At 71.0% G+C, this 21,798-nt stretch carries 13 protein-coding genes; 6 read left to right on the top strand and 7 right to left on the bottom strand.

Annotated elements, in window-relative coordinates; all coding sequences use genetic code 11:
• Positions 1–29: 29 nt before the first annotated feature.
• The 4 genes from ACFV9H_RS00150 to drmB are packed head-to-tail and all read left to right on the top strand — an operon-like array spanning position 30 to position 11,837.
• A complete protein-coding gene (locus ACFV9H_RS00150; RefSeq protein WP_385391289.1) occupies positions 30–4,826 on the top strand; it encodes a DEAD/DEAH box helicase in 4,797 nt (1,598 codons plus the stop codon).
• Positions 4,823–6,760 (top strand): UvrD-helicase domain-containing protein, encoded by a 1,938-nt coding sequence (locus ACFV9H_RS00145; RefSeq protein ID WP_385391288.1) that lies wholly within the window; start codon positions 4,823–4,825, stop codon positions 6,758–6,760. Before ACFV9H_RS00150 ends, ACFV9H_RS00145 begins: the two co-directional genes overlap by 4 nt.
• A complete protein-coding gene (locus tag ACFV9H_RS00140; protein ID WP_385391286.1) occupies positions 6,753–9,986 on the top strand; it encodes a helicase-related protein in 3,234 nt (1,077 codons plus the stop codon). The genes ACFV9H_RS00145 and ACFV9H_RS00140 overlap by 8 nt, the downstream gene beginning before the upstream one ends.
• 3 nt (positions 9,987–9,989) lie before the next feature.
• A complete protein-coding gene (gene drmB, locus ACFV9H_RS00135; protein ID WP_385391285.1) occupies positions 9,990–11,837 on the top strand; it encodes a DrmB family protein in 1,848 nt (615 codons plus the stop codon).
• 26 nt (positions 11,838–11,863) lie between these two features.
• Here the strand turns inward: drmB and ACFV9H_RS00130 are convergent, their stop codons facing one another.
• The 7 genes from ACFV9H_RS00130 to ACFV9H_RS00100 form a co-directional block, all read right to left on the bottom strand.
• Complete coding sequence (locus tag ACFV9H_RS00130) at positions 11,864–12,370, bottom strand: nitroreductase/quinone reductase family protein (protein ID WP_385391283.1); 507 nt, start codon at positions 12,368–12,370, stop codon at positions 11,864–11,866.
• Positions 12,371–12,463: 93 nt separating this feature from the next.
• Positions 12,464–14,290 carry an ABC transporter ATP-binding protein gene (locus tag ACFV9H_RS00125; protein WP_385391281.1) on the bottom strand — a complete coding sequence of 609 codons (1,827 nt, stop codon included), beginning with the start codon at positions 14,288–14,290 and terminating at the stop codon, positions 12,464–12,466.
• 92 nt (positions 14,291–14,382) lie between these two features.
• Positions 14,383–15,702, bottom strand: a complete 1,320-nt coding sequence (locus ACFV9H_RS00120) for a cytochrome P450 (RefSeq protein ID WP_385391279.1) — start codon at positions 15,700–15,702, stop codon at positions 14,383–14,385.
• A gap of 130 nt (positions 15,703–15,832) precedes the next feature.
• Positions 15,833–17,164, bottom strand: a complete 1,332-nt coding sequence (locus ACFV9H_RS00115; protein WP_385391277.1) for a TfuA-like protein — start codon at positions 17,162–17,164, stop codon at positions 15,833–15,835.
• Entirely contained in the window at positions 17,164–18,339 is a 1,176-nt protein-coding gene (locus tag ACFV9H_RS00110; protein ID WP_385391275.1) for a YcaO-like family protein, read from the bottom strand. The genes ACFV9H_RS00115 and ACFV9H_RS00110 overlap by 1 nt, the downstream gene beginning before the upstream one ends.
• Before the next feature lie 20 nt (positions 18,340–18,359).
• Complete coding sequence (locus ACFV9H_RS00105) at positions 18,360–19,169, bottom strand: ABC transporter permease (RefSeq protein WP_385391274.1); 810 nt, start codon at positions 19,167–19,169, stop codon at positions 18,360–18,362.
• Between the two features lie 4 nt (positions 19,170–19,173).
• Positions 19,174–20,115: an ABC transporter ATP-binding protein gene (locus ACFV9H_RS00100; RefSeq protein WP_385391272.1), complete on the bottom strand. Its 942-nt coding sequence runs from the start codon at positions 20,113–20,115 to the stop codon at positions 19,174–19,176.
• Between the two features lie 170 nt (positions 20,116–20,285).
• Here ACFV9H_RS00100 and ACFV9H_RS00095 point away from each other — a divergent pair, with 170 nt between their 5' ends.
• A complete protein-coding gene (locus ACFV9H_RS00095) occupies positions 20,286–21,299 on the top strand; it encodes a hypothetical protein (protein ID WP_385391271.1) in 1,014 nt (337 codons plus the stop codon).
• A gap of 13 nt (positions 21,300–21,312) precedes the next feature.
• Positions 21,313–21,762: an aroma-sacti cluster domain-containing protein gene (locus ACFV9H_RS00090; RefSeq protein ID WP_385391269.1), complete on the top strand. Its 450-nt coding sequence runs from the start codon at positions 21,313–21,315 to the stop codon at positions 21,760–21,762.
• Positions 21,763–21,798: the final 36 nt, after the last annotated feature.

Genomic DNA, 21,798 nt, shown 5'->3' with positions numbered 1-21,798 from the left:
TCGGATCCTCTTCTCGAGACAGGTGCTCCATGGCTGACCGGCAGTTCGCCGACCCCTCGCTCTCCCCCGTGATCGCCACCGTGCTGCGCCAGTCCGCGGTGGTGCTGCAGACGTACAAGGTCGATCCGGGGCTGGTACAGGAACACGCGAACGGCGAACGCCGCATCACCCAGGGCGGGTACGGCGAGCGCCAGCTGTTCGAACTCGTGCAGAACGCCGCCGACGAGATCGCCGCGAGCCCGGGCGGCAAGCTGCACGTCGTCCTGACGGACCGGCACCTCTACTGCGCCAACGAGGGCTCGCCGGTCACCCCCGAGGGCGCCGAGACGATCCTGCGCATGAGCGTCTCCCGCAAGCGCGGCGGTCAGATCGGTCGCTTCGGCGTCGGCGTGAAGTCCGTCCTCTCGGTCAGCGACACGCCCCAGTTCTTCAGCCGCACCGGCAGCTTCGGTTTCGACCGCGACTGGTCCGCGGCCGAGATCGCCCAGGCCCTCGGCGCGGAGGGCGACATCGACACGGACACCCCGGTGTTGCGGATGGCCCGTCCGCTCGACGTCGAGCAGGAGCGCGCGGACGACCCCGACCTGGACCGGCTGTTGCGGTGGGCCACGACGGTCGTGCGTCTGCCGCTGCTCCCCGGCGCCGCGGACCGGCTCGCCCGCGACATCAAGGGCCACAAGTCCCGCGACGGTCGGGAGACGGAAGCGTTCCCCTCGCACTTCCAGCTCTTCTCCTCGCACGTCGGGCACGTCCTCCTCCACGACGAGCGCAAGCTGCCCCCCGTCCGGCGTGACATCTCGGTCGAGCCCAACGGCGTCCACCGCGTCCTCAAGGAGGTGGCCACCGGCGCGAAGCAGACCATCGAGGAGTGGAAGGTGTTCACCATCTCCCACGCGCCCACCGCCGAGGTCGAGGCCAGCGCCGGCGAGCTGCACAACCGCCCCGAACTCGACGTCTCGTGGGCCGTGCCCCAGTACACGGTCCGCAACGACGGCCTGCACACCGTGCCCGGGGGCAAGGGCTCCTTCTGGGCGTTCTTCCCGACCAAGTACGAGGTGTCGCTGACCGGCATCCTCAACGCCCCCTGGAAGACGAACGAGGACCGCCAGCACCTGCTCGACGGCAACCCGTTCAACCTGGAGCTGCTGCGCGCCGCGGCCCGTCTGATCGTCGACACCCTGCCCGCGCTCGTACCGGCCGAGGACCCCGCCGCCTACCTTCCGCTGCTTCCCGGCCGTACCAAGGAGAAGCTGAACTGGGCGGACGACTACCTCCTGCGGACGGTGTGGGCCCTGGCGGCCGAGCTGCCCTCCCTCCCGGACCAGGACGGCAGGCTGCAGCGCCCCAAGGAACTCTTCATCACGCCGGCCAACCTCGAGAAGGAGTGGGTGCGCATCTGGTCGGAGTACGAGGGCCGGCCCGCCGGATGGCTCCACCCCTCCGTGGACGCCGACGCCCAGGGCCTGCGCCGCGGCAAGGTGAACCACATACTGGAGGCCGCCGGGAAGAAGCCCGAGAGCGTCAAGGACTGGCTGGAGGCCCTGGTCGCCGACGGCACCCCGGAGTCCTCGTGCCACGCCATCGAGATCCTCTCCTCCATGGTGATGAAGGATCAGGCCGGCCGTCTGCGGGGCGACTCCGACATCACGGCCGAGGCCCGGCGCGCGAAGATCGTACTGACCGAGAAGAACGGCATGATGGCCGCCGTCGCGGGCGAGATCTTCCACCGGACCGCGGCCGACTCCCTGCGCGACGACATGGACTACGTCGACTCGCGCATCTCCGAACGCCCCGAGATGGGGCGGCACCTGCACAACATCGGCATCCGCGTCGCCGACGCCCAGGGCCGCTTCGAAGGCGTGCTCGACCAGGGGTTCGCGCACTACGACGACCAGGCGTGGTCCAACTTCTGGCTCCTGCTGCGCGGCGCCGGGGGCAACGCGCAGGTGGACCGCATCCGCGCGAAGGTCCCGAAGTACATGGAGATCCTTCACGTCCGCACCGTCGACGGGCGATACCGTGCGATGCGCGACTGCCTGCTGCCCGGACCGGTCGTACCCGCGGACGGAAGCCGTGACGCGTCGATCGCCGTCGACCTCGGGTTCCACGAGGGCGACCGGCCCGTGTTCCGTGACCTCGGCCTCGGTGACCGCCCGACGGTCGGTCACCGACCGGGCAAGGACTGGTGGTTCGAGGAGTACCGCGAGAGCGTCCACGAGCGGCACCTGCGCTCCCTGCCCCCGAACTCGCCGCGTCCGAACATCTCTCGGCTGACCGTCGAGGGCGCGCCGACGGCGGGGCCGCTGCACCTGCTGCCCACCCTTTCCGAGGACGGCCGGGCGGCGTTCGTCGCCGCGCTGCCCGAATCCGGGGTCGTGCAGAACTGGAGCAGTCAGTACGGCACGGCCGTCAGCTCCCGGCAGGCGATCGTCTCCCCGCTGCGCTGGATGATCTCCAAGCACGGTCTCGTCAAGACGTCCATGGGCCTGGTCCGCGTCGCGGAGGCCGTCGGCCCGCAGCTCAAGGAGTTCGCCGCGATCCTCCCCGTCGCGGAGATCGGCCCGGAGATCGCCAAGGGGCTGAACATGCCGACGACCCCGGAGGGCGTCCCCTCCGCGCGTTGGGGCAAGCTGCTCGAACGGGTGCTGAAGAGCGAGGACGACGCCTTCATCGGGCGGGCCTACGCCCTGCTGCTGCGGGTCGAGTTCGAGTTCCCGGACGGCATCGCCACCCGGTGCCGGGTGGGGAGCACCTGGGAGGAGCGTCCCGACGCCGAGATCGCCGTCGCGACCAACACGGCCGACTTCAACGAGCTCGTCCGCGAACGCCTGCCCGCCCTGCTCGTCGTCGACAAGGCGGACGCCGCGAGTGCGAAGGCGATGGTCGAGGAATGGGGGATGCTCAAGGTCTCGGACGTGATCGCCAAGGAGATCTCACACGTCAAGGCCGGCCCCTCGACGCCGCTCTTCGACGAGTTCACCACGGTCCGCACCCGTATCGGCAACGGCGGGAGCAGCATCAAGATCCAGCGTTGCTCGGAGCTCGAACAGGTCGTCCGTACGCCCATGGGCGTGAAGCCGAACCCCCTCCAGTGGGCGCGCAAGGGCCAGACGCTCTACGTCCTGGAATCCCTGAACGGCCTGCAGGTCCTGCGCGCCGCCGACGAGGAGTTCAAGTGGGGCTTCGGGCTCAAGGGCTGCGAGCAGGCGCTCGCGCTCCAGGAGCGCCAGGCGCAGGACAAGGAACTCCAGGCGCGGCTGCGCGCGGTGCGGGAGAGCGAGAGCATCATCGACAAGATCGCTCTGCTGATCGGCGAGGACGCGCTCCGCGGCGAGCTTCCGCCGGGGCTCATGGAGAGCGAGCTCAACGAGCAGGGCGCCGAGCCGGACGCGCGTCGGGTCGCGGAGATGGCCTTCAACGCCCATGGCGAGTCGATCCTGCGCGTGCACACGCGTGATCTCGCGCTGGAGTTCCCGACCCGGGCTCCGAGTTCCTTCACCGGGAACGACAAGGCGCTGCGGTTCGTCACCGACCTGGGCTTCCCCGACTCCTTCGCCGGTTCGCGGGTGCCGGCCCTCGATCCCCGGTTGGAGGTCGACGGGCCCTCGGAGTTCCCCGCGCTGCACCCGTACCAGGAACAGCTCGCCCAGGCCCTGCTCCGCCTGTTGACGAACCCGGTGCCGCAGCGCGGCATGCTGAGCCTGCCGACCGGCAGCGGCAAGACGCGTGTGACGGCGGAGGGCGTCATCCGCTGGATGCGTGACAGCGGCGAGCTGCCCGGCCCCGTCCTGTGGATCGCGCAGACCGAGGAGCTGTGCGAGCAGGCGGTGCAGAGCTGGAAGTTCGTCTGGTCCAAGGTCGGGCCCGAGCTGCCCCTCGTCATCAACCGACTGTGGACGACCAACGAGGCCACGCCCGTGGACGGTCGACCCCATCTCGTCGTCGCCACCGACGCCAAGCTCGACCACTGTCTGGGCACGGACGACTACGCCTGGCTGCGGGACACGGCGTCCCTGGTCATCGTCGACGAAGCCCACACCGCGATGTCCCCGCGGTACACGGAGCTGCTCGCGCACCTGGATCTGACCCACTACCGGACGAGCCGGCACCTGGTCGGGCTCACCGCGACTCCCTACCGGAACAACGAGGAGCTGACCCGACTGCTCGTGCAGCGCTTCGGCAATCGGCTCGACACCGGCGTGTTCGACGGTGATCTCGCCGATGCGATCCGGCAGTTGCAGGACATCGGCGTGCTGGCCCAGGTCAAGCACCGGGAGCTGCACGGTGGCGAGATCGTGCTGACGCCCGACGAGCTGAAGCGGTCCGAGCAGTTCGCCACGCTGCCCAAGGGTGCCGAACAGCGGCTCGCCGACGACCACGACCGCAACCAGCGCATCGTCGACGAGATCGCCGCGATGCCGGACGACTGGCCCGTCCTGGTGTTCGCCACTTCGGTGGCGCACGCCAAGTTCCTCGCCGCGAAGCTCGGTGACCGGGAGATCAAGGCCGCCGCGATCGACTCGGCCACGCCCACGGCCGAGCGCCGCAAGCGGATCGACGACTTCCGAAAGGGTCGCATCCAGGTGCTCACGAACTACGGCGTGCTCACCCAGGGCTTCGACGCGCCGGCCACCCGCGTCGTGGTCGTCGCCCGGCCGACGTTCAGCCCGAACGTCTACCAGCAGATGATCGGACGCGGCCTGCGCGGGCCGAAGAACGGCGGCAAGCCGACCTGCCTGATCCTCAACGTGCGCGACAACATCACCAACTTCGGCGAGGAGCTCGCCTTCACCGAGTTCGAGTACCTGTGGAGTGAGAACCGATGAGTTCACCGGTCCTTGCGCAGCACCTCCTCACCGCCGAGCAGCAGGCCGTGGTGGACCAGCCCTGGGACGCCCGCGTCCTGGTCACGGCCGGCGCCGGGGCGGGCAAGACCCACACCCTGGTACGACGTCTCGACGCGCTCGTGGAACGGGAGGAGTTGGAGGCCGGGGAGATCCTGGTGCTCAGCTTCTCCCGGGCGGCCGTGCGCGAACTGACCGAGCGGATCGAACGGCACGCCTCCGCCGCGCAGCGGGTGCGGGCCCAGACGTTCGACGCCTGGGCGTCGTCGTTGCTGACGCGCGCCTATCCCGACACCGATTGGCGCGCGTACGCGTTCGACGAGCGGATCGAGGCGGCCACGACCGCCATCGATCGTGGCGCCGTCGAGGTCGGCGAGCAGGGTGTGCCCGCGCACGTGGTGATCGATGAGGTCCAGGACCTGGTCGGGGTCCGCCGGGAGATGGTCGAGTCGTTGCTGGACCGGTTCCAAGAGAACAGCGGCTTCACGGTCGTGGGGGATTCCGCCCAGGCCGTGTACGGGTTCCAGGTGTCCGACCCGGAACAGCGAGCCGAGGAGACGGACCGCTTCCTGGACTGGGTCCGCGCCACCTTCGGCGAGGACCTGGTCGAGCTGCACCTGGGGGACAACTTCCGGGCGCGTACGGAATCGGCCCGGGTCGCGCTCCCCTACGGCACCCGGTTGCAGCGGGTGTCCCGCGATCCGGTCGAGGCCGCGGGCGAGGCGGAGCGCATCCACGGCGATCTGCGTTCGCTCCTGCTGGAGGAGCCGAACTTCGGCAGTCTGGACGACGAGTACGTACGGTCCGCCCTGCGCGACTTCCCGGGCACGACCGCCATCCTGTGCAGGGACAACGGCCAGGCCCTCACCCTCTCCGGCATGCTGGCGGACGCCGATGTCCCGCACACCCTGCAACGCTCCGCGCGCGAGCGCTCGGCGCCCGCGTGGATCACGGGCCTGCTGGCGGGGACCGGCGCGTCGATGCTCGGCCAGGACCGGTTCCTGGAGCTGTCGGCCGGCCTCTCGCTCCCGGCGGGCAGCACGCCCGAGGCGCTGTGGCGCTCGATCCGGAAGGTCGCCCGGGGCACGCGCGGCACCGTGGACGTCGGGGCGCTGCACCGGGCCGTGGCCGAGGGGCGGCTGCCCGACGAACTCACCGCGGCGCAGCCGTCACCCCTGGTGGTGTCCACGGTGCACCGCGCGAAGGGTCTGGAGTTCGACCGGGTCCTGCTCGTGGAGCCGCGCGTACTGAAGGAACCCCGACGGGTGGACAGGAAGCGGTACGACTACGACCCGGCCGCGGAAGCCCGCCTGCTCTACGTCGCCATGACCCGGGCCCGGGACGATCTGTACGTGCTGGACGCGCCCAACTCCTGGCTGGTGCGCAAGGACAAGCGCCTCGATCGCTGGTACGTCGGGGGACGCAGCACCTGGGCGCGCAACGGGATCGAGCTGCTCGCACGGGACGTGTGCCACGAACAGCCCCCCGGCGCCGAGGACATCCCCTCGGACCCGGTGGCGCTGCTGGGCCGGCTGAACGACGCGGTGGAGCGCGGGATGCCCGCGGAGCTGGAGCTGCTGCACGGCATCCCCGTCGCGGCCGACCAGTCCCCGCCGTACGCGGTGGTGGTCGGCGGGTGCCCCGTCGCCGTCGTTTCGGAGCGGTTCCGTACGGATCTGCACCGCATGCTGCGCCGCACGGCGCACGGCGAGGTCGACCGCTGGCCGCTTCGGATCTCGGGGCTGCGCGTGGACGGGGTGGAGAGCGTGGCCGGAAGTCCCGCGGTGACGGAGCGGGCCGGCCTCGGCCCCCACGGCGTGTGGCTGGCGCCCCGACTGTGCGGACTGGGCCGGTTCCACTGGTACGACGACGAGACCACCGAGTTCGGCGGCACCAAGGGGGAAGACGATGAGTGAGTCGGTTCACCGCGAGCACTACGAGGTCCGCGACTCGCTGGTGGAGTCCCTGCGCGGCGACCTGTTGGGGCCGGTGGGCGGCGAGGACGAGGTGCTCGTCGACGACGCCCCGATCACCATGTATCCCGTCGGCGTACTGTTCCCGCGCCCGAAGCCCCAGGACGTGGCTGCCGAACCGGGCGAGCTGGAGTCCGTACGCGACGGGCTGGACTCCGCTCCGGAGCCGTCCCGCCGCGACAGCGAGGAAGAGGCCAACGACCTGGGCGTCTCCCTGGCCAACGTGCGCATGCCCTCGTCGTTCGGGTTGACCTTCGCCGTGGATCCCGCCGTGTCCCGGCGGATCCGCTTCGTCGTCCGGGCCGCCGTCTACCTGCCGGAGGACGCCGACGGCAACCCGGTCGCCGCGAAGCGGACCGAGGCGCGCAGCACCCGGGCCCAGCGGGAGCGCTGGCGTCGTGTCACGCTGCGTCCGGAACCGGTCGTCGTGGACGTGACGGTTCCGGGCTCGCGCGACGCCGTCACCTTGCACGACCCGGGGTTGGAACTGAGGGTGCTGGTCCGCCCCGCGTCCGGACCGGACGGATCCGTCTCCGTGACGGCCACGGTCGTCAACGGCCTTCAGGTCGGCATGTTCGACCTCCGCGACGCGCATTGCTTCTACCAGCCGACGCTGGAGGTGACCGCCGAGGACGGCGATCGCGCCGCCTTCGTGGTACGTCCCGTGTCCCTCGGCGCGGTCGATTCGGAGCAGGCGCTCAGCCGGCTCCTGCACCGGCACGCCCCGAGCTTCGCCACGGGGCACGGCTGCGCGGCGCATTGGGACTGGACGCCGCCCGCCGTCGGCACCGTCGACCCGCGGCCGCCGGCCGTCACGTCCGTGCGCACCGAATTCGTACCGTCCCACGAAGTGCTCCTGACGGACTCCAATCCGGACATCGACGACCGCGCCCTGACCATGTACGGGCTCGGCACGGACCCTGCCGAGGACGTGGTCGGGGCGCTGCGCCGGCTGCTGTCCGACTACGAGCGGTGGATCGAGGCCCAGGCGCGGCAATCGGAGCTGCTGGCGGGCACGGAGCACGAGTCCGTCGCCCGGGACCAGCTCAGGCGCTGTCGCCGGGCTCTGGAGCGGATGCGCGCCGGAGTCGATCTGCTGGCGGACGGCGATCGGCCGGAGATCCTTCGGGCCTTCCGGCTGGCGAACATCGCCATGGCCGACCAGCGTGCCCGAACGTCCTGGATCAAGGAGGGCAGGCAGGGTACGCCCGACGTGCACGCCGGCAGGTGGCGTCCGTTCCAGGTGTCCTTCGTGCTCCTGTGCCTCGCCGGGATCGTCGACCCCGCCCACGAGGACCGCGACGTGTCGGACCTGCTCTGGTTCCCCACGGGTGGTGGCAAGACGGAGGCCTACCTCGGACTGATCGCCTTCACCGCCTTCCACCGTCGTCTGCGCGACGGGGAGGCCGGGGCGGGGGTGACGGTGCTCATGCGCTACACGCTGCGGCTGTTGACCTTGCAGCAGTTCGAGCGTGCCGCGGCGCTGATCTGTGCCATGGAGAGGCTGCGGGCCGCCGACCCGTCCGCCCTCGGCCGCGAGGAGATCTCGATCGGCATGTGGGTGGGGCGGTCGGCGACGCCCAACACGCTGGCCGTTGCCGCGGAGAGGATCGCCGAGCTCCGCGCCAATCCGCTGAAGGCCATCCAGACGGAGAATCCGGTCCAGCTGCGGAACTGCCCCTGGTGCGGCGAGGCCCTCTCGCCGGACGCGTACGCGGTCGACGAGGATGCCGAACGCATGGACATCCGCTGCCCGGCGGCGTCTTGCGACTTCGGCTCGGGCCTTCCCGTGCATCTGGTCGACGAGGCCGTCTACCGGGCGCGTCCCACACTGGTCATCGCCACTGTCGACAAGTTCGCGTCGATGCCGTGGCGGCCGGCGACGGCGGCGCTCTTCAACCGCGACCGGGAGGACGGCACGCGACCGCCCGAGCTCATCGTCCAGGACGAACTCCACTTGATCTCGGGGCCCCTCGGCACGCTGACGGGCCTCTACGAGACGGCGGTGGACGCGCTCGCGAAGCGCCCGAAGATCATCGCCTCGACCGCCACCATCCGTCGCGCCGATGAGCAGGGAACCCGGCTCTTCGCGCGTTCGGTCGACCAGTTCCCGCCCGCCGGGATCGATGCGCGCGACTCCTGGTTCGCCGTCGAGACCCCGCGCGAACGCAAGGCCGCGCGTCGGTACGTCGGACTGCTGACGTCGAGCACCAGCCAGTCCACGCTGTTGATCCGGGTGTACGCGGCTCTGCTCCACCGTGCGATGACCTGCGAGGCCACGCCCGAGGTGAAGGACGCCTACTGGACGCTGGTCGGGTACTTCAACAGCCTGCGACTCCTCTCCTCGGCGGAACTCCAGGTCCTCGACGACGTCCAGGACCGCCTCGAACACCTCGCCGCGCGCGACGGCACCAAACCCAGGCCGGTCACCGGTCTCACGGAGCTGAGCAGCCGCGCCAACGCGAGCGACATCTCCAGGCGCCTCAAGGAAGTCGAGCGTCACCTGCCGATGTCGGACGTCCTGGACGTCCTCCTCGCCACCAACATGATCTCGGTGGGCGTGGACGTGGACCGGCTCGGGCTGATGGCCGTGATGGGCCAGCCGCAGACGACCGCCGAGTACATCCAGGCGACGAGCCGCGTCGGCCGCCGACACCCGGGCCTGGTCGCGGTCATGCTCAACTCGACGCGTTCGCGCGACCGTTCGCACTACGAGGACTTCCAGCACTTCCACTCCGCCCTGTACCGGGAGGTGGAGTCCACCAGTGTGACCCCCTTCTCGGTGCGTGCCCGGGACCGCGGTCTGCACGCCGTGATCGTGGCACTGGCCAGGCTGATGCTCCCCGCCGCCCGTCCCAACGACGCCGCCGCCCGCGTCGAGGACTTCGTCGACGACCTCGAACGGAAGGTCCGGCCCATCCTCCTCGACCGGGTGGGGAAGGTGGAGGGATCGGAGTCCAAGGCCACCGCCAGGGCCTTCGACGACTTCGTCGAGTGGTGGCGGGACGAGGCGGCCCTACAACCCCGTCTCGTGTACGAATCCACGCGTGCGAACCGTGCCCCCGCTCTGCTGAGCGGCTACGACGACGAGACGGACGGCGCGGGCCTGCCGACCCTGTGGAGTCTGCGTGACGTGGACGCCTCGTCCACCTTCTTCGAGGAGCGCTGAATCATGAGCCCCGCCAATCCCCGTCTGCGTCGCCGCGGGCTTCCCGCCGGCCCCGTCCGGACGGCCCGTCGCCTCGGTGAGGTCCGGCGCGCCCAGCTCGTCACCACCTATGGCGTGGGTGCCGTGATCGCGGTGGAGAACGAGTCCTTCCTCGTCCGCGGCGTCGATTCCTGGGACGTTTCCGAGGCCCCGTTCATCATCGAGCCGCGGCTGTCGCGGAAGCTCGGGGTGAAGGGCTTCCGACTGCCCCCGGCGCCCGATCCCGACAGGGCGACCGACGGCGTGCGGGCCGTGCGGTTCCCGGTGATGTACTCGTGCCCCGCGTGTCGGCTCCTCCAGCCGTTCCGCAAGTTCAACCCGCCCACGGGCAAGGCCGAGTGCTCGACCTGCCAGGAGAGCCTCGTCCCGTCCCGCTTCGTGATGGCCTGTACCCGCGGGCATCTGGAGGACTTCCCCTTCTGGAAGTGGGTGCACCGGGGCACGCGCCGCACGGAACCGGGCACGTGCGGGGGCGAACTGAGCTTCCACGCCGACGGATCGACGGCGTCGCTGCGCGCCGTGCGGATCGCCTGCAGCTGTGGGGCCGAGGAGGTCTCCATGGAAGGAGCCTTCCGACGCCAGGCCCTCAGGGACCTCGGCATCCGCTGCGGCGGTCGCCGGCCGTGGCTCAAGGACGCCCCGGCGGAAGGCTGCGACGAGCCGCCGAGGACGCTCCAGCGAGGCTCCTCTTCGGTGTGGTTCCCCGTCATGCACTCGGCCCTGTCGATTCCTCCGTGGAGCGAGGGGATCGACAAGATCACCGCCCGTGTCTACGCCAAGCTCAAGGACGAGGACGCCGCCTTCATCCGCCGGTACGTCCAGGTCGAGAACGTCCTCAAGCACCATCCCCAGTACACGCCGGACGAGGTCGTCGCCTGCGTGGAGCGCTGGCGCGCCCAGGAGTCGGAGCCGCCCGAGGAAGCGGAGGGTGACGACGACGCCCGTGCCGACTTGTACCGGGGTGAGTACGACAGCCTGTGCAAGCCGCACCCCGAGCGTGAGGACGCCGCCGACCAGGACTTCGTCTGCGAGCCCCCCGTCGACCCGATCGACGCGCTGCGCGCGTCCCACGGCGTGGCGCAGGTGATGCTGCTCAAGCGGCTGCGCGAGGTCCGTGCGCTGCAGTCGTTCCGCCGGGTGGAGGAGCCGAGCCCGGCCGACGGCCCCCAGCGCCGCGCGGCGATCTCCCTGGAGAAGCCCGACTGGCTGCCCGCGTTCGAGGTGAGCGGCGAAGGCGTGTTCCTGCGGCTGGACAACGAGCGCCTGCGCGCCTGGGAGGAGGAGCATCCGGGCGTCGACGCCCGCGCCCGAAGGATCCGGCACAACCACGAGCGGCTGCTGCGGGAGCGCATCGGCCCCTCGGGCAAGCCCGTACCGACGTCCCAGGCCACGCCCCGCTTCGTGCTGCTGCACACGCTCGCGCACGTGTTGATCAACGAATGGAGTCTGGACGGCGGGTATCCGGCCGCCGCGCTCCGCGAGCGGCTGTACGCGGACGAGGAGATGGCGGGCGTGCTCATCTACACCGCCACCAGCGACTCCGCGGGCAGTCTCGGCGGCATCGTGGCCCAGGGGGATCCCGACCGCCTGGACGCCACGCTGCGCGCGGCCCTCCAGCGGGCGCGCTGGTGCTCCAACGACCCGCTCTGCATGGAGTCCGAGGCGAGCGGTGCGGACGGTCTCAACCTGGCGGCCTGTCACGCGTGCGTGCTGCTCCCGGAGACGAGCTGCGAGAACAACAACATCCTGCTCGACCGGGCCGCCCTCATCGGCACTCCGGACCTGCGGACACCGGGCTTCTTCACCGGGTGACCGTCACGGGGTGAGGCGTACGCCGTTCACTCACCCCGCGTCGCGTCCGATGCCGCGCCCGGCCTCGGCTCCAGGACCACCACCGTCGTCTCGGACGGTCTGAGCGCGGCGTACGCGTCCAGGTGCGTGTCGATCTCGCGCCAGCGGGCCCACAGGCGGGAGCGCTCCTCGCCCGTGGCGGCGTAACCGCGCACCGGGCGCCGGCCGTCGACCAGGTCGACGGTGGCGTCCGGGTGCGCGCGCAGGTTGAGCCACCAGGCGGGTTCGCCCGCGCCCCAGCCGTTCATGGCCAGGGAGACCAGGTTCGGGCCGTCCTCGAAGTATCCGATGATGACGCTGCGCTGCCCGCCGGTGCGGCGCCCGGTGGTGGTCAGCCGTAGCGTGCCCCATGCCCGTCGACGACTCGCGCCCGGTCGCCACAGGCCGACCCTGCGTCCGGAGACCCGGTGCACGGCGCGGTGCGCCGACCAGAACAGGCGGATGAACCAGCGCGGTGGGAGCCGCGGTGCTCGGGCAGGGCGCTCGTCCGCCATGGTGACCTCCACACACCCGGGGTCCGCTACCGGTCACGTCCGGACGATAGCGGCGACCCCGGGCCCCCGGTAGAGCCTGCGGGCCGCGAGGGTTCAGGGCACGTCGGCTCCGGCAGGGGTCTCGTCGAGGAAGCCGCCCGACTGGTGCTGCCAGAGCTTCGCGTAGGCGCCCTCCACGGCGAGGAGTTGTTGGTGCGTGCCCTGTTCCACGATCCGGCCGCGGTCGAGGACGACGAGCTGGTCCATGCCCGCGACCGTACTCAGCCGGTGCGCCACCACCAGCGCCGTCCGCCCGTCCATGAGTCGCCACAGCGCGTCCTGGACGAGGATCTCGCTCTCCGAGTCCAGGGCGCTGGTCGCCTCGTCGAGCAGCAGGATCGGCGCGTCCCGCAGGATCGCCCTGGCGAGGGCGACCCGCTGGCGCTGGCCGCCGGACAGCTTCACGCCGCGCTCGCCCACCATGGTGTCGAAGCCGTCCGGGAGCCCGTCGGCGAACTCCGTGACGTGCGCGGCCTCGGCTGCCCGGCGGATCTCGGCGTCGGTGGCGTCCGGCCGGGCGAACGCGATGTTGTCGCGCAGGGTGCGGTGGAACATCGCCGGGTCCTGCGGCACGTACGCGATCATGCTGCGCAGGTCGGCCTGGGACAGCTTGCTGATGTCCTGCCCGCCGATCAGGATCCGGCCGGCGTCGATGTCGGTCATGCGCAGCAGCAGCCGGGTGAGCGTGGTCTTGCCGCCGCCGGACCGGCCGACGAGGCCGATCTTCGTACCGCTGGGCACGGTCAGGTCGAGGCCCTCGAAGAGCGGCTCCTTGCCCGCACCGGCGTGCGCGAAGGTCACCTTTTCGAAGCGTACGTCGGCGGCCTGGGACCGCAGCGGCTCCGGCGAGACCGGGTCGAGCACCGTCGACGGTGTCAGCAGCAGTTCGGTGAACTGCGCCGCCTCCGTCATCGAGCTCTCCAGGCGGCGGTAGATCTGGTTGAACTCGAACATGATCCGTGTCGCGCTCGCGTAGTAGGTGAAGGCGACGATGATCGCCTCCACGCCGTGGTCCCCCGCGCCGAGCGAGACGGCGAGCAGCAGGCCCAGCGCGTTGGTCAGGACGGACATGGGCGCGACCACCGTGTCGATGCGCAGGTTGCCGTAGTCCCACGAACGCAGCATGAGCCGGCGGGACTCCGCGACGCGGGAGCGGTGTTCGGCGGCCTCGCGTTCCTCGGCGGCGAACGCCCGGACCGTGTCCATGTTCATCAGGCTGTCGGCGACGTGGCCCGACACCCGGGCGATCGCCTCCTCGCGCTGGGCGACGAGCGCCTGGCGGCGCCGGATCAGCGGTGTGACGCACAGCGCCGTGAACGTGATCAGCGCCAGGAGCCCGGCCACGAGCAGCGGGTCGTACTGCCACAGCACGACCGAGGCGAACACGAGCGGCACGAAACTGCCCATGACGGAGAAGGTCAGCGTGTCGACGAACTCCTCGAAGCGGGAGGCGAAGCTGAGGACCCGTTTGGTCAGCGACCCGGCGAAGTTGTCGTGGAAGAACGAGGCGTCCTTGGCGTACAGCTCTTCCATGCCGATCACGTACAGGTGCTCGATGCCGCGGGCGTCGACGCGGTTGATGCAGTGGAATCCGATGCGCCACAGCGTCTCGCCGACCAGCAGCGCACCGGCGAAGGCCAGCAGGTAGGGAAGCATCGAGCCGATGTCGAGGTCGGTACCGGAGTCTCCCGCGATGTGGCCGACGAGCTTCGCGACGACCAGCGGCGCGATGTAGTTGATGCCGATGTTGCCCAGCGCCGGGAGCAGCATCGCGGGAGCCGTGAGCCACCGCAGTCTGGCCAGCTCCCGGCCGTAGTAGCGAAGCGCGAGGAGCACGGAGCCCCTGCCCGGCGAACCTTCGTGCGATTCGGGCGATCCCATCCCAACCCTGCCTTGTCGGACCAGAAGGACAAGGTCCGCAGTGTCCCGCGGCAGCGCCCGCGCAGTCCAAGTGTTTTTCCGCCGGACAGGCCCTAGCGCAGCGTTGCGGGCGTCGGGCCGCCGGGGTGGACGGTGAGGCCGTACACGGCCTTGGCCGGGGTCGAGCGGAAGCGCGGGGTGTGGGCGGGCAGCAGGTGTTCGAGGAGGACGGTCGTTTCCCGGAGGGCGAACTGCAGGCCGAGGCAGGCCCGGGGCCCGATGCCGAAGGGGAGGTAGCTCCCCGGGTGGGTGGGGCGGCGGCCGGGGGTGGTGAAGCGGCCCGGATCGAACCGCTCGGGGTCTTCCCAGAGTTCGGGGTCCCGGTGCGTGAGGTAGGGGCAGACCAGCACGTCTGCGCCGGCCTCGACCTCGTACCCGGCGAGGACGTCGTCCTCCTCCGCACGGCGCGGCAGTATCCAGGCGGACGGGTAGAAGCGCAGCGTTTCCTGGACGAGCGCCTGGAGGGCCTGCCTCCGCTCCGGGGAGCCCTCGGGGCCCGCCGCGAGGGCCTGCTCGCGTGCCTGAGGGTTCCGGTCCAGCAGGAGGTGGAGCCAGGTCAGGGTGTACGCGGTGGTCTCGTGCCCGGCGACCATCAGGGTGACCAGCTCGTCGCGGATCAGCCGGTCGGTGTACTCGGGGCGCGTTCCGGCGGCCTCGACGAGGACGTGCAGCAGGCCCGGGCCGTGGGGTCCGACCGCGCCGTCGCGGGCGGCGGCGATCGCGCGGCTCGCCACGGCGTCGATCCGGGCCAGCTCGGCGGCGACGGCCCCTCGGGCGGCGGCGCCGTCCGCGGGCAGGCTGGGCATGGCGGCCACCACGGTGGGCACGGCGGCCAGTTCGCGCGCCGTGTCGGCGTCGAGGGGATGCCCGGTCAGGGACCGCCAGATGGTGTCCAGGGCGAAGCGGCGCATCTCGTCACCGACGTCGAAGACCTCCCCGGTGTGGGCGTACGAGGCCCAGCGCGCGGCGGTGGTCCGCGCGGCCTCGGTGATCCGCTGCTCGTAGCGGCGCATGCCCGGCCCGGTGAACTGGGACTGCAGCAGCCGCCGTTGCCGTTGCCACGCCTCGCCCGTCGCGGCCAGGACGCCATCGCCGATCAGCAGCCGGGCGCGGTGCGAGCGTTTCACGTACCGGTCGGGGTGGAGCGCGAGCACGTGCTGCACGGCCCGGGGGTCGGTGACCAGGACGGTGGGGCGCGGCGCGAGCCGGAACGCGGCGACGCCGCCGAGGCGTTCGCGCGCCCGGGTGAAGAGGTCGATGAGCTCCCCTCCCCCGGCCCGCCACTGCTCGACGAGGGCGGGTTCCAGCTCGGGCACCCGGCGACCGGCCGGGGGCGGGCTCGGCAGGCTGCCGGGGCGGGCGTGGGTGGCCACGGGTGTGCTCCTGTACGTCGTCACCGACCGGGTGCGGGCATCACGCACTGTAGGGGAGCGGACGCGGTGGGCGACACCCCGCCTCCGGGGAGGCGGTACGGGCGCCGGGCCGCGGTGCCCGGCGCCCGGCTCACCGTGCCCCGGCAGTGCCCCGTCCGCGGCCGCGTCGAACGTCGTAGGCGAAGAACCTCGTGACCGCCCCGCCCAGTTCGTCGAGGCCGGCGAATCCCCGTCGGGCCGTTTCGACCTCCGGTGACGTGTCCCGCCGTTGCCAGTGGCGCAGGAAGAGCTTCGCGCACATCGCCGGCGGCGGGACCACGAGTCGGGGCCGGGCCTGCTCCGTCGCCTCGTCGGCCCGGACGACGAGCTCGCACCACTCGTTCCAGTGCTCGGACTCGCGCAGGCGGGCCAGGACCGCCGGTCTCCAGTCGACCGACCGCCACACCGGCCACACCCTGACCATGAGGAGCCGGGTCCGGTCCGCGACCGTGAGTTCGGCCGCTTCCGACTCCGTGAACCAGCGGGCGAGGGGGTCCGGCAGCTGCGCGCTCCCGTCGAGCCCGAGCTTGGCCAGGGCGTACGCCTCGAACGTCATGCCCCTGGCGGCAGCGAGGTCTTCCAGCACTCCCGTCAGGACGCTCTCGTGCAGCGCGGGGTAGTCGGCGTCGAACAACCGCGCCGCGTCCAGGACGTCGAGGTCCGACATCGACCGACCGGGGGCGTGCTCCCGCCGGGTCCTGCGGATCAAGGACTGGGTACGGCTGATCCCGGTGACCGGCACCTCGGCCGTGAAGGGAGCGGGTGCCACGGCGCCACGGCGGGCGATCGCCCGGAGGGCCGTCATGGCGTCGAGCCGTTTCACGTCCCAGACGCCCGAGCCGATCATCTCCTCCAGCGTCCGCAGGGCGTCGTGGTCCTGCTCGTCCAGGGAGCGCTCGATGTCCTTCCAGCCGCGGTGGGTGAAGGGGAGCGCCGCGGCGGCCGCCACGATCCGCTGCCCGGCCTCCGCCGGGATCAGCTCGGTCTCGGCTCCCTCCTTGCAGCCGTAGCGCAGGTTCACCAGTGCCACGGTCTGCGCGGGGTAGCCCATTTCGGCCGGGCCGTGCAGCACGCCGACTTCGTCGTCCCCGTCGATCTCGCCCGAGGCGTACATCTCGTAGACGGCGCCGAGGCCCCGCATGCCGCACGGGACCAGTTCCGCGGCCCGCAGCGCTCCCATGCTCGCGGCGCCGACGACGTCCACGCCTTCGGTGAGCACCTGGAGGATCTCCTTGTGGCCGACGGACCGCCGCTCCCGGAAGTAGCCGTCGATGACGACGACGACGTCCCCGGGTTGCCATTGGTCCGCCAGCAGATCGCCGCGGCCCGCCGGCGGCCTGACTTCGGCCTCCGGGAGCGCCGCGCGCACATCGGCCGCCGAGATCGTCGGCCCCGCGTAGACCACCACTCTGGGCGTGCTCACTACAACACCTCCGGACACACGCGGCTCCCCGGCGCGACGACCTTGACGACCGGAACCCCGATCTCGTCCCGCGTCAGGTCGACCACGACGGGCGGGTGGGAAAAGGCCTCGGCCGACTGCCGGACCACGTGGGCGAGGTCATCGACGAGGCTGTCGTGCCGCGGGGGCTCCGCGACGAGGCCGCCGATGTCGGCCGCCGAGCCGGACCGGGCGTCCTTCAGGCGGCCGACGTCCACCTGGCCGAAATCGGTCCGCAGGTCGTCCCTCGCCCCCGATATGTACGCGAGCCTGGCCTGGGCCGCTTCGGAGATGGCGCGGGTGAGGGCGATCTCCGTGCCGAGGTGGCAGCCGAAGCCGAACATCGGAGCCGGGTAGTCGTGGCAGGCGACCCAGGACAGGAAGCACGGCAGACCGGTCGGCGACGGCACGAAGCGCACCTCGAGGGTGACGTCGGCCCGCTCGATCAGCTCGCACAGCTCGTCGGCCACCGCCGATCCCGCCGTGCGCGGATCGACGCGTACGCCCATCTCCCCGCCCTGTCTGACGGCCGCCGTCATCGCGTCCCGCTCGATGACTTCACACAGCGCGTGCAAAGCGGCCTCCACCAGCGTGTTTCCGCTGGCCAGACCGTTCGTCGACTCGAAGAAGACGGGCGGGTTCCAGTCGGTGTTCTCCTCCAACGTCAGCCGGGCCAGGTTCACCGGGACGAAGGTCCGCGCGCCGTCCACGAGCGATCTGGCCGCCACCCAGTCAAGCGGCAGCCCGTCGTGCAGGAGACTCGGTACGCAGGGCGCCAAGGCGGCGACGTCGTAGCCCAGTTCCGCGCCGATGTCGCGGGGAGCGGCCGTACGGTCGGGCGATACGGGTTGTTCCAGGTGCCAGGTCTCCACCGACTCCATCACCGCGGACACCTTCGCCAGCTCGGGCGTCATCCCCTTGCCCTGGGAGACGGCGAGCGTCCTGGACAGGGGCCGGATCGCCTGGAAGGTCGGGATGCCGATGGTGTCGAGCCGGGTGATGTCGGCGACCCGGGTGACGCCCACCTTCGCTGCCGCGCCGCTCGCCATCTCCCATGTGGCCGCCGGCGGCCGGGCTCTGTTCGTCCCCGGCAGGCAGAGTACGGAGCGGTCTTGTGGCGAGGCGAGCCAGGACAGGGTCGAGTGTTCGGTCTGCACGGTCAGGGACTCCCCGCGGGTCAGAGGTTCCGGGTACGCCGCAACAGCGCGCGGCCGGCGACGAAGTTGGCGACGAGGGCGACGGCGGCCAGGATCAGCAGGGAGGGCCACGCCTTCTCCAGGCCGAAGATCGCGGCGTCGCGCATCCCGTTGACCGCGTACGACACCGGGTTCACCGTCGAGATCCACCGCAGGACGGTGGGGAGTTGCTCCGCCGGGGACAGCGACGGCGCGGCGAAGACGAGGACGGGCATCGACACGCTGGTGAGCACCATGAAGGTGCGGTAGTCGCTGATGAGGACCGCGGCGGCGAGGTACAGCCCGTTGAACGCCGCCGACGACAGCACCAGCGCCACCAGCAGCCAGATCCAGTGGGACGCGTGGAACGGGTAGTCGAAGATGATCGCGGCGACGATCAGGGCCAGCACGCTCTGGGCCAGCACCAGCGAGACTCCGGCCAGCAGCTTGCCGGCCAGGAAGCGCGATCTGCGCAGCGGCCAGCTCCACAGCTGGGTCGAGACGCCGCTCATCTCCTCCTGGAACATCGCCATGCCCGTCGTCCCCGAGGCGCTGACCACCGACATCGCCAGCACCATGGGCAGGAGGAAGACCGCGAACGGCAGGCTTTCGCCCCGGTAGGTGATCTCGCCGACGACGTTGCCGAGCGAGGTGTTCACCAGCAGCAGGTACACGAGCATGGGCGTCAGGCCGAGGATGAGGTTGACCCTGTTGCGGGCGAGGAGCGCGTACTCGCGGTAGAACACGGCGGTGAAGTCGGCCGGTTTCGCCCTGCTGACCGGCGCCTTGTTCTTGAATGCCAGCTCGGTCACGGTGTCAGCCCTCGTTCCCGGTCATGCGCAGGAAGACCTGCTCCAGCGAGTCGGTGACGGTGGAGATTCCCGAGATCGGGACTCCGGCTTCGTGGCAGTGGCTCGACAGCTGCGGCAGCACGTCCCGTACCTGCACGTTCTCGATGCGCACCTCGGCGTCCTGGGCGGTCGCGGTCAGTCCGGCCGTGCCGGCCCATTCCTTGACGACCTTGGCGCCGACCGCGTCGTCCACGGTCACCAGCAGGTGAGCGCCGCCGAACTCCCTGACGAGCTCGCTCGGCTGGGCGAAGCGGACCACCCTGCCCTTGTTGATGACCAGGACGCGCTGGGCGTTGCGCTCCAGTTCCTCGATGATGTGGCTGGTCCAGATCACGGTCATGCCGTTCTCCTCGCGGAGCCACCGCACGAATCGCTCGATCTGGTGCCGGCCGGCCACGTCCAGTCCGGCCGAGGGCTCGTCGAGGATCAGGAGCCGGGGGATGGTCAGCAGCGCCCGGACGAGCTGGAGGCGCTGGCGCTGTCCCCCGGACAGCTGGAAGACGAGCCGCGACATGGCCTCCTCCAGACCGAGGTACTCGGCCACCTCCAGCGCCCAGGGCCGGGTGGTGCGCCAGGACAGGCCCTTGAACCGGGTGGCGATCTGCAGGTTGTCCAGGACCGAGAGCATCTCGTCGTAGGGGGCGGACTGGTGCATCGCGCCGATGCCGCTCTTGGCGGCGACCGGGTCGCGCGCCGGGTCCGCGCCGAACACCCGGATCGTCCCGGTGGTGGGAGGGGTGACGCCGCAGATCATCTTCATCAGGGTCGTCTTCCCGGCACCGTTGGGTCCCAGCAGCCCGATGGTCTCGCCTTCGGCTATGTCGAATGAGATACGGTCGACAGCCGGTGTTTCCTTTCCGCGGTAACGCTTGGTCAGTTCCCCGGCGTTCACCACACCATTCGCCACGATCCCTCCCTCCACAATGCACTTGACGGTTCTTCAGGAATGTCGATCGAGTCGCTGCGGGTGGACGTTACGCCTGTCGGACAGCGCGGAAGCGGCAGGTGTCCAAGCTGCCTTGGAACTGCCTCCGTTCTGCCGCCTCGCTCGCGATCCCGTTGGCTAGCATTCGCAGCATGAGCCGGTTGGGAAATGCGGAAGGCCATGACGGAAAGCCCGTCGTGGTTCTCGTGAATTGCGCGGGCGGCCCCGAATTGGAGATCGTTCGCAATGCGTTGACGGGACCGCTGGAAACACCGACGGTTCTGATCCGGCAGGGGGAACTCCCGTCGACGCCCATGGCGCTCGACGTGGACACCGGCCTGCTGGACGTCGCCGGGCGCCGGGTCAGACCCGCCGTGGTGTGGGTGCGCCACGGATCGTCCTGCGCGATGCTGGCGCAGGCGCGGCCGGCGGGCTCGGTGACCCCCTTGCAGGCGGAGTCGTGGTCCGGGTTCCTGCGGCAGGTGGCCGGGGCGGCGACCACCGCGCTGCCCGGTGGCACGGTCGTCGGCCCGGGCCAGCTGGCGGAGGCCCACCGGCTGGGGGTGAAGACGCCCCGGACGGTGATCACCAACGACGTGCCCGCAGGGGCACGCCGGGTGGGAGCGCCGACCGTCATGGTCAAGACACCGGACTTCCGGCTGTTCGAGCCGGACCGACGGAACTGGCCGGCCTGCCTGCCCTCGGTCGTCGGCCGCGAGGCGGTGCCGCAGGGCCTCGGAGCGGCCAGGGCGGCCGAAGCACCCGGTTCGGCCGCCGCCCCGGCGGGCGACGGGCGTCCGGTGGTCGTCCAGGAGTACGTGGCTCACGCCCGTGAGCTGCGCGTCTACCACCTCGACGGCGGGATCTGCGCCTTCGAGGTCCGCAAGCCCGATCCGTCGAGCCCGATGACGGATCCCGACAGTGTCACGGTGACACGGGTCGACTGCCCGCGGCCCGCGGCCGACGCGGTGCGCACCCTCTGCGCCGCGTGGGACCTGCGGTACGGGGCGTTCGACCTGCTCGTGTCGGACACCGGGGAACCGGTGTTCCTGGAGGCGAATCCGGACGGCGACTGGCTCTGGTTCGAACGCAAGGCGCGCTGGCACGGCGTCTCGTTCATGGCCGCCGTCATGGTCCGTGAGTTGTTCGTACGGAGTACGTCGTGAGGAGCTCGCATTGATGACGGCGATACGGGGTCCCGAGATCTCCACCCGGGGCCAGGTGCTCGTGGCCATGGTGGCGCGGGGGCACACCACCGACCGCGTGGCCCGTGCGCTGCGCCTGAGCAGACACACCGTGGGCGAGGAGATCAGCGTCCTCCTCGACCGGTTCAACTGCAGGAACAGAGCGGAGCTGGTGGCGTACTGCTACGTCCACCGGATCCTGCCGATCGGTATCTGGCCGCCGCCGTGCGGCCCCGTGAAAGAGGTGAGTGACGTGTTCGACCCTCTGACCACCTTGCGCGAAGCGGGACTGCCGGTCGACCAGTTGAGCGCCGCGCAGCGCGACGTGCTGGCCCGTCTGACCGAGGAGGAGACCGCCGTCGTCGTCTCGGTCCAGCACCGGCTGGACCAGGCGGACGCCGGGTCGGACGCCGAGGTGTGGGCCCACAACCTCAAGCTGCTCTGATCCCCCGGTACCGACCCGTTGGACGGCAGAGGCCCT

The organism is Streptomyces sp. NPDC059874 (assembly GCF_042731135.1).
Lineage (GTDB): Bacteria > Actinomycetota > Actinomycetes > Streptomycetales > Streptomycetaceae > Streptomyces.
Note: the sequence above shows the minus strand (reverse complement) of the source record. Positions and strands in the feature narration are given on the sequence as shown.

Coding starts and splice junctions, on each gene's coding strand:
- ACFV9H_RS00125 (WP_385391281.1), bottom strand. CDS start 14,290: ATGGGATCGCCCGAATCGCACGAAGGTTCGCCGGGCAGGGGCTCCGTG.
- ACFV9H_RS00140 (WP_385391286.1), top strand. CDS start 6,753: ATGAGTGAGTCGGTTCACCGCGAGCACTACGAGGTCCGCGACTCGCTG.
- ACFV9H_RS00095 (WP_385391271.1), top strand. CDS start 20,286: ATGAGCCGGTTGGGAAATGCGGAAGGCCATGACGGAAAGCCCGTCGTG.
- ACFV9H_RS00090 (WP_385391269.1), top strand. CDS start 21,313: ATGACGGCGATACGGGGTCCCGAGATCTCCACCCGGGGCCAGGTGCTC.
- drmB (WP_385391285.1), top strand. CDS start 9,990: ATGAGCCCCGCCAATCCCCGTCTGCGTCGCCGCGGGCTTCCCGCCGGC.
- ACFV9H_RS00130 (WP_385391283.1), bottom strand. CDS start 12,370: ATGGCGGACGAGCGCCCTGCCCGAGCACCGCGGCTCCCACCGCGCTGG.
- ACFV9H_RS00150 (WP_385391289.1), top strand. CDS start 30: ATGGCTGACCGGCAGTTCGCCGACCCCTCGCTCTCCCCCGTGATCGCC.
- ACFV9H_RS00145 (WP_385391288.1), top strand. CDS start 4,823: ATGAGTTCACCGGTCCTTGCGCAGCACCTCCTCACCGCCGAGCAGCAG.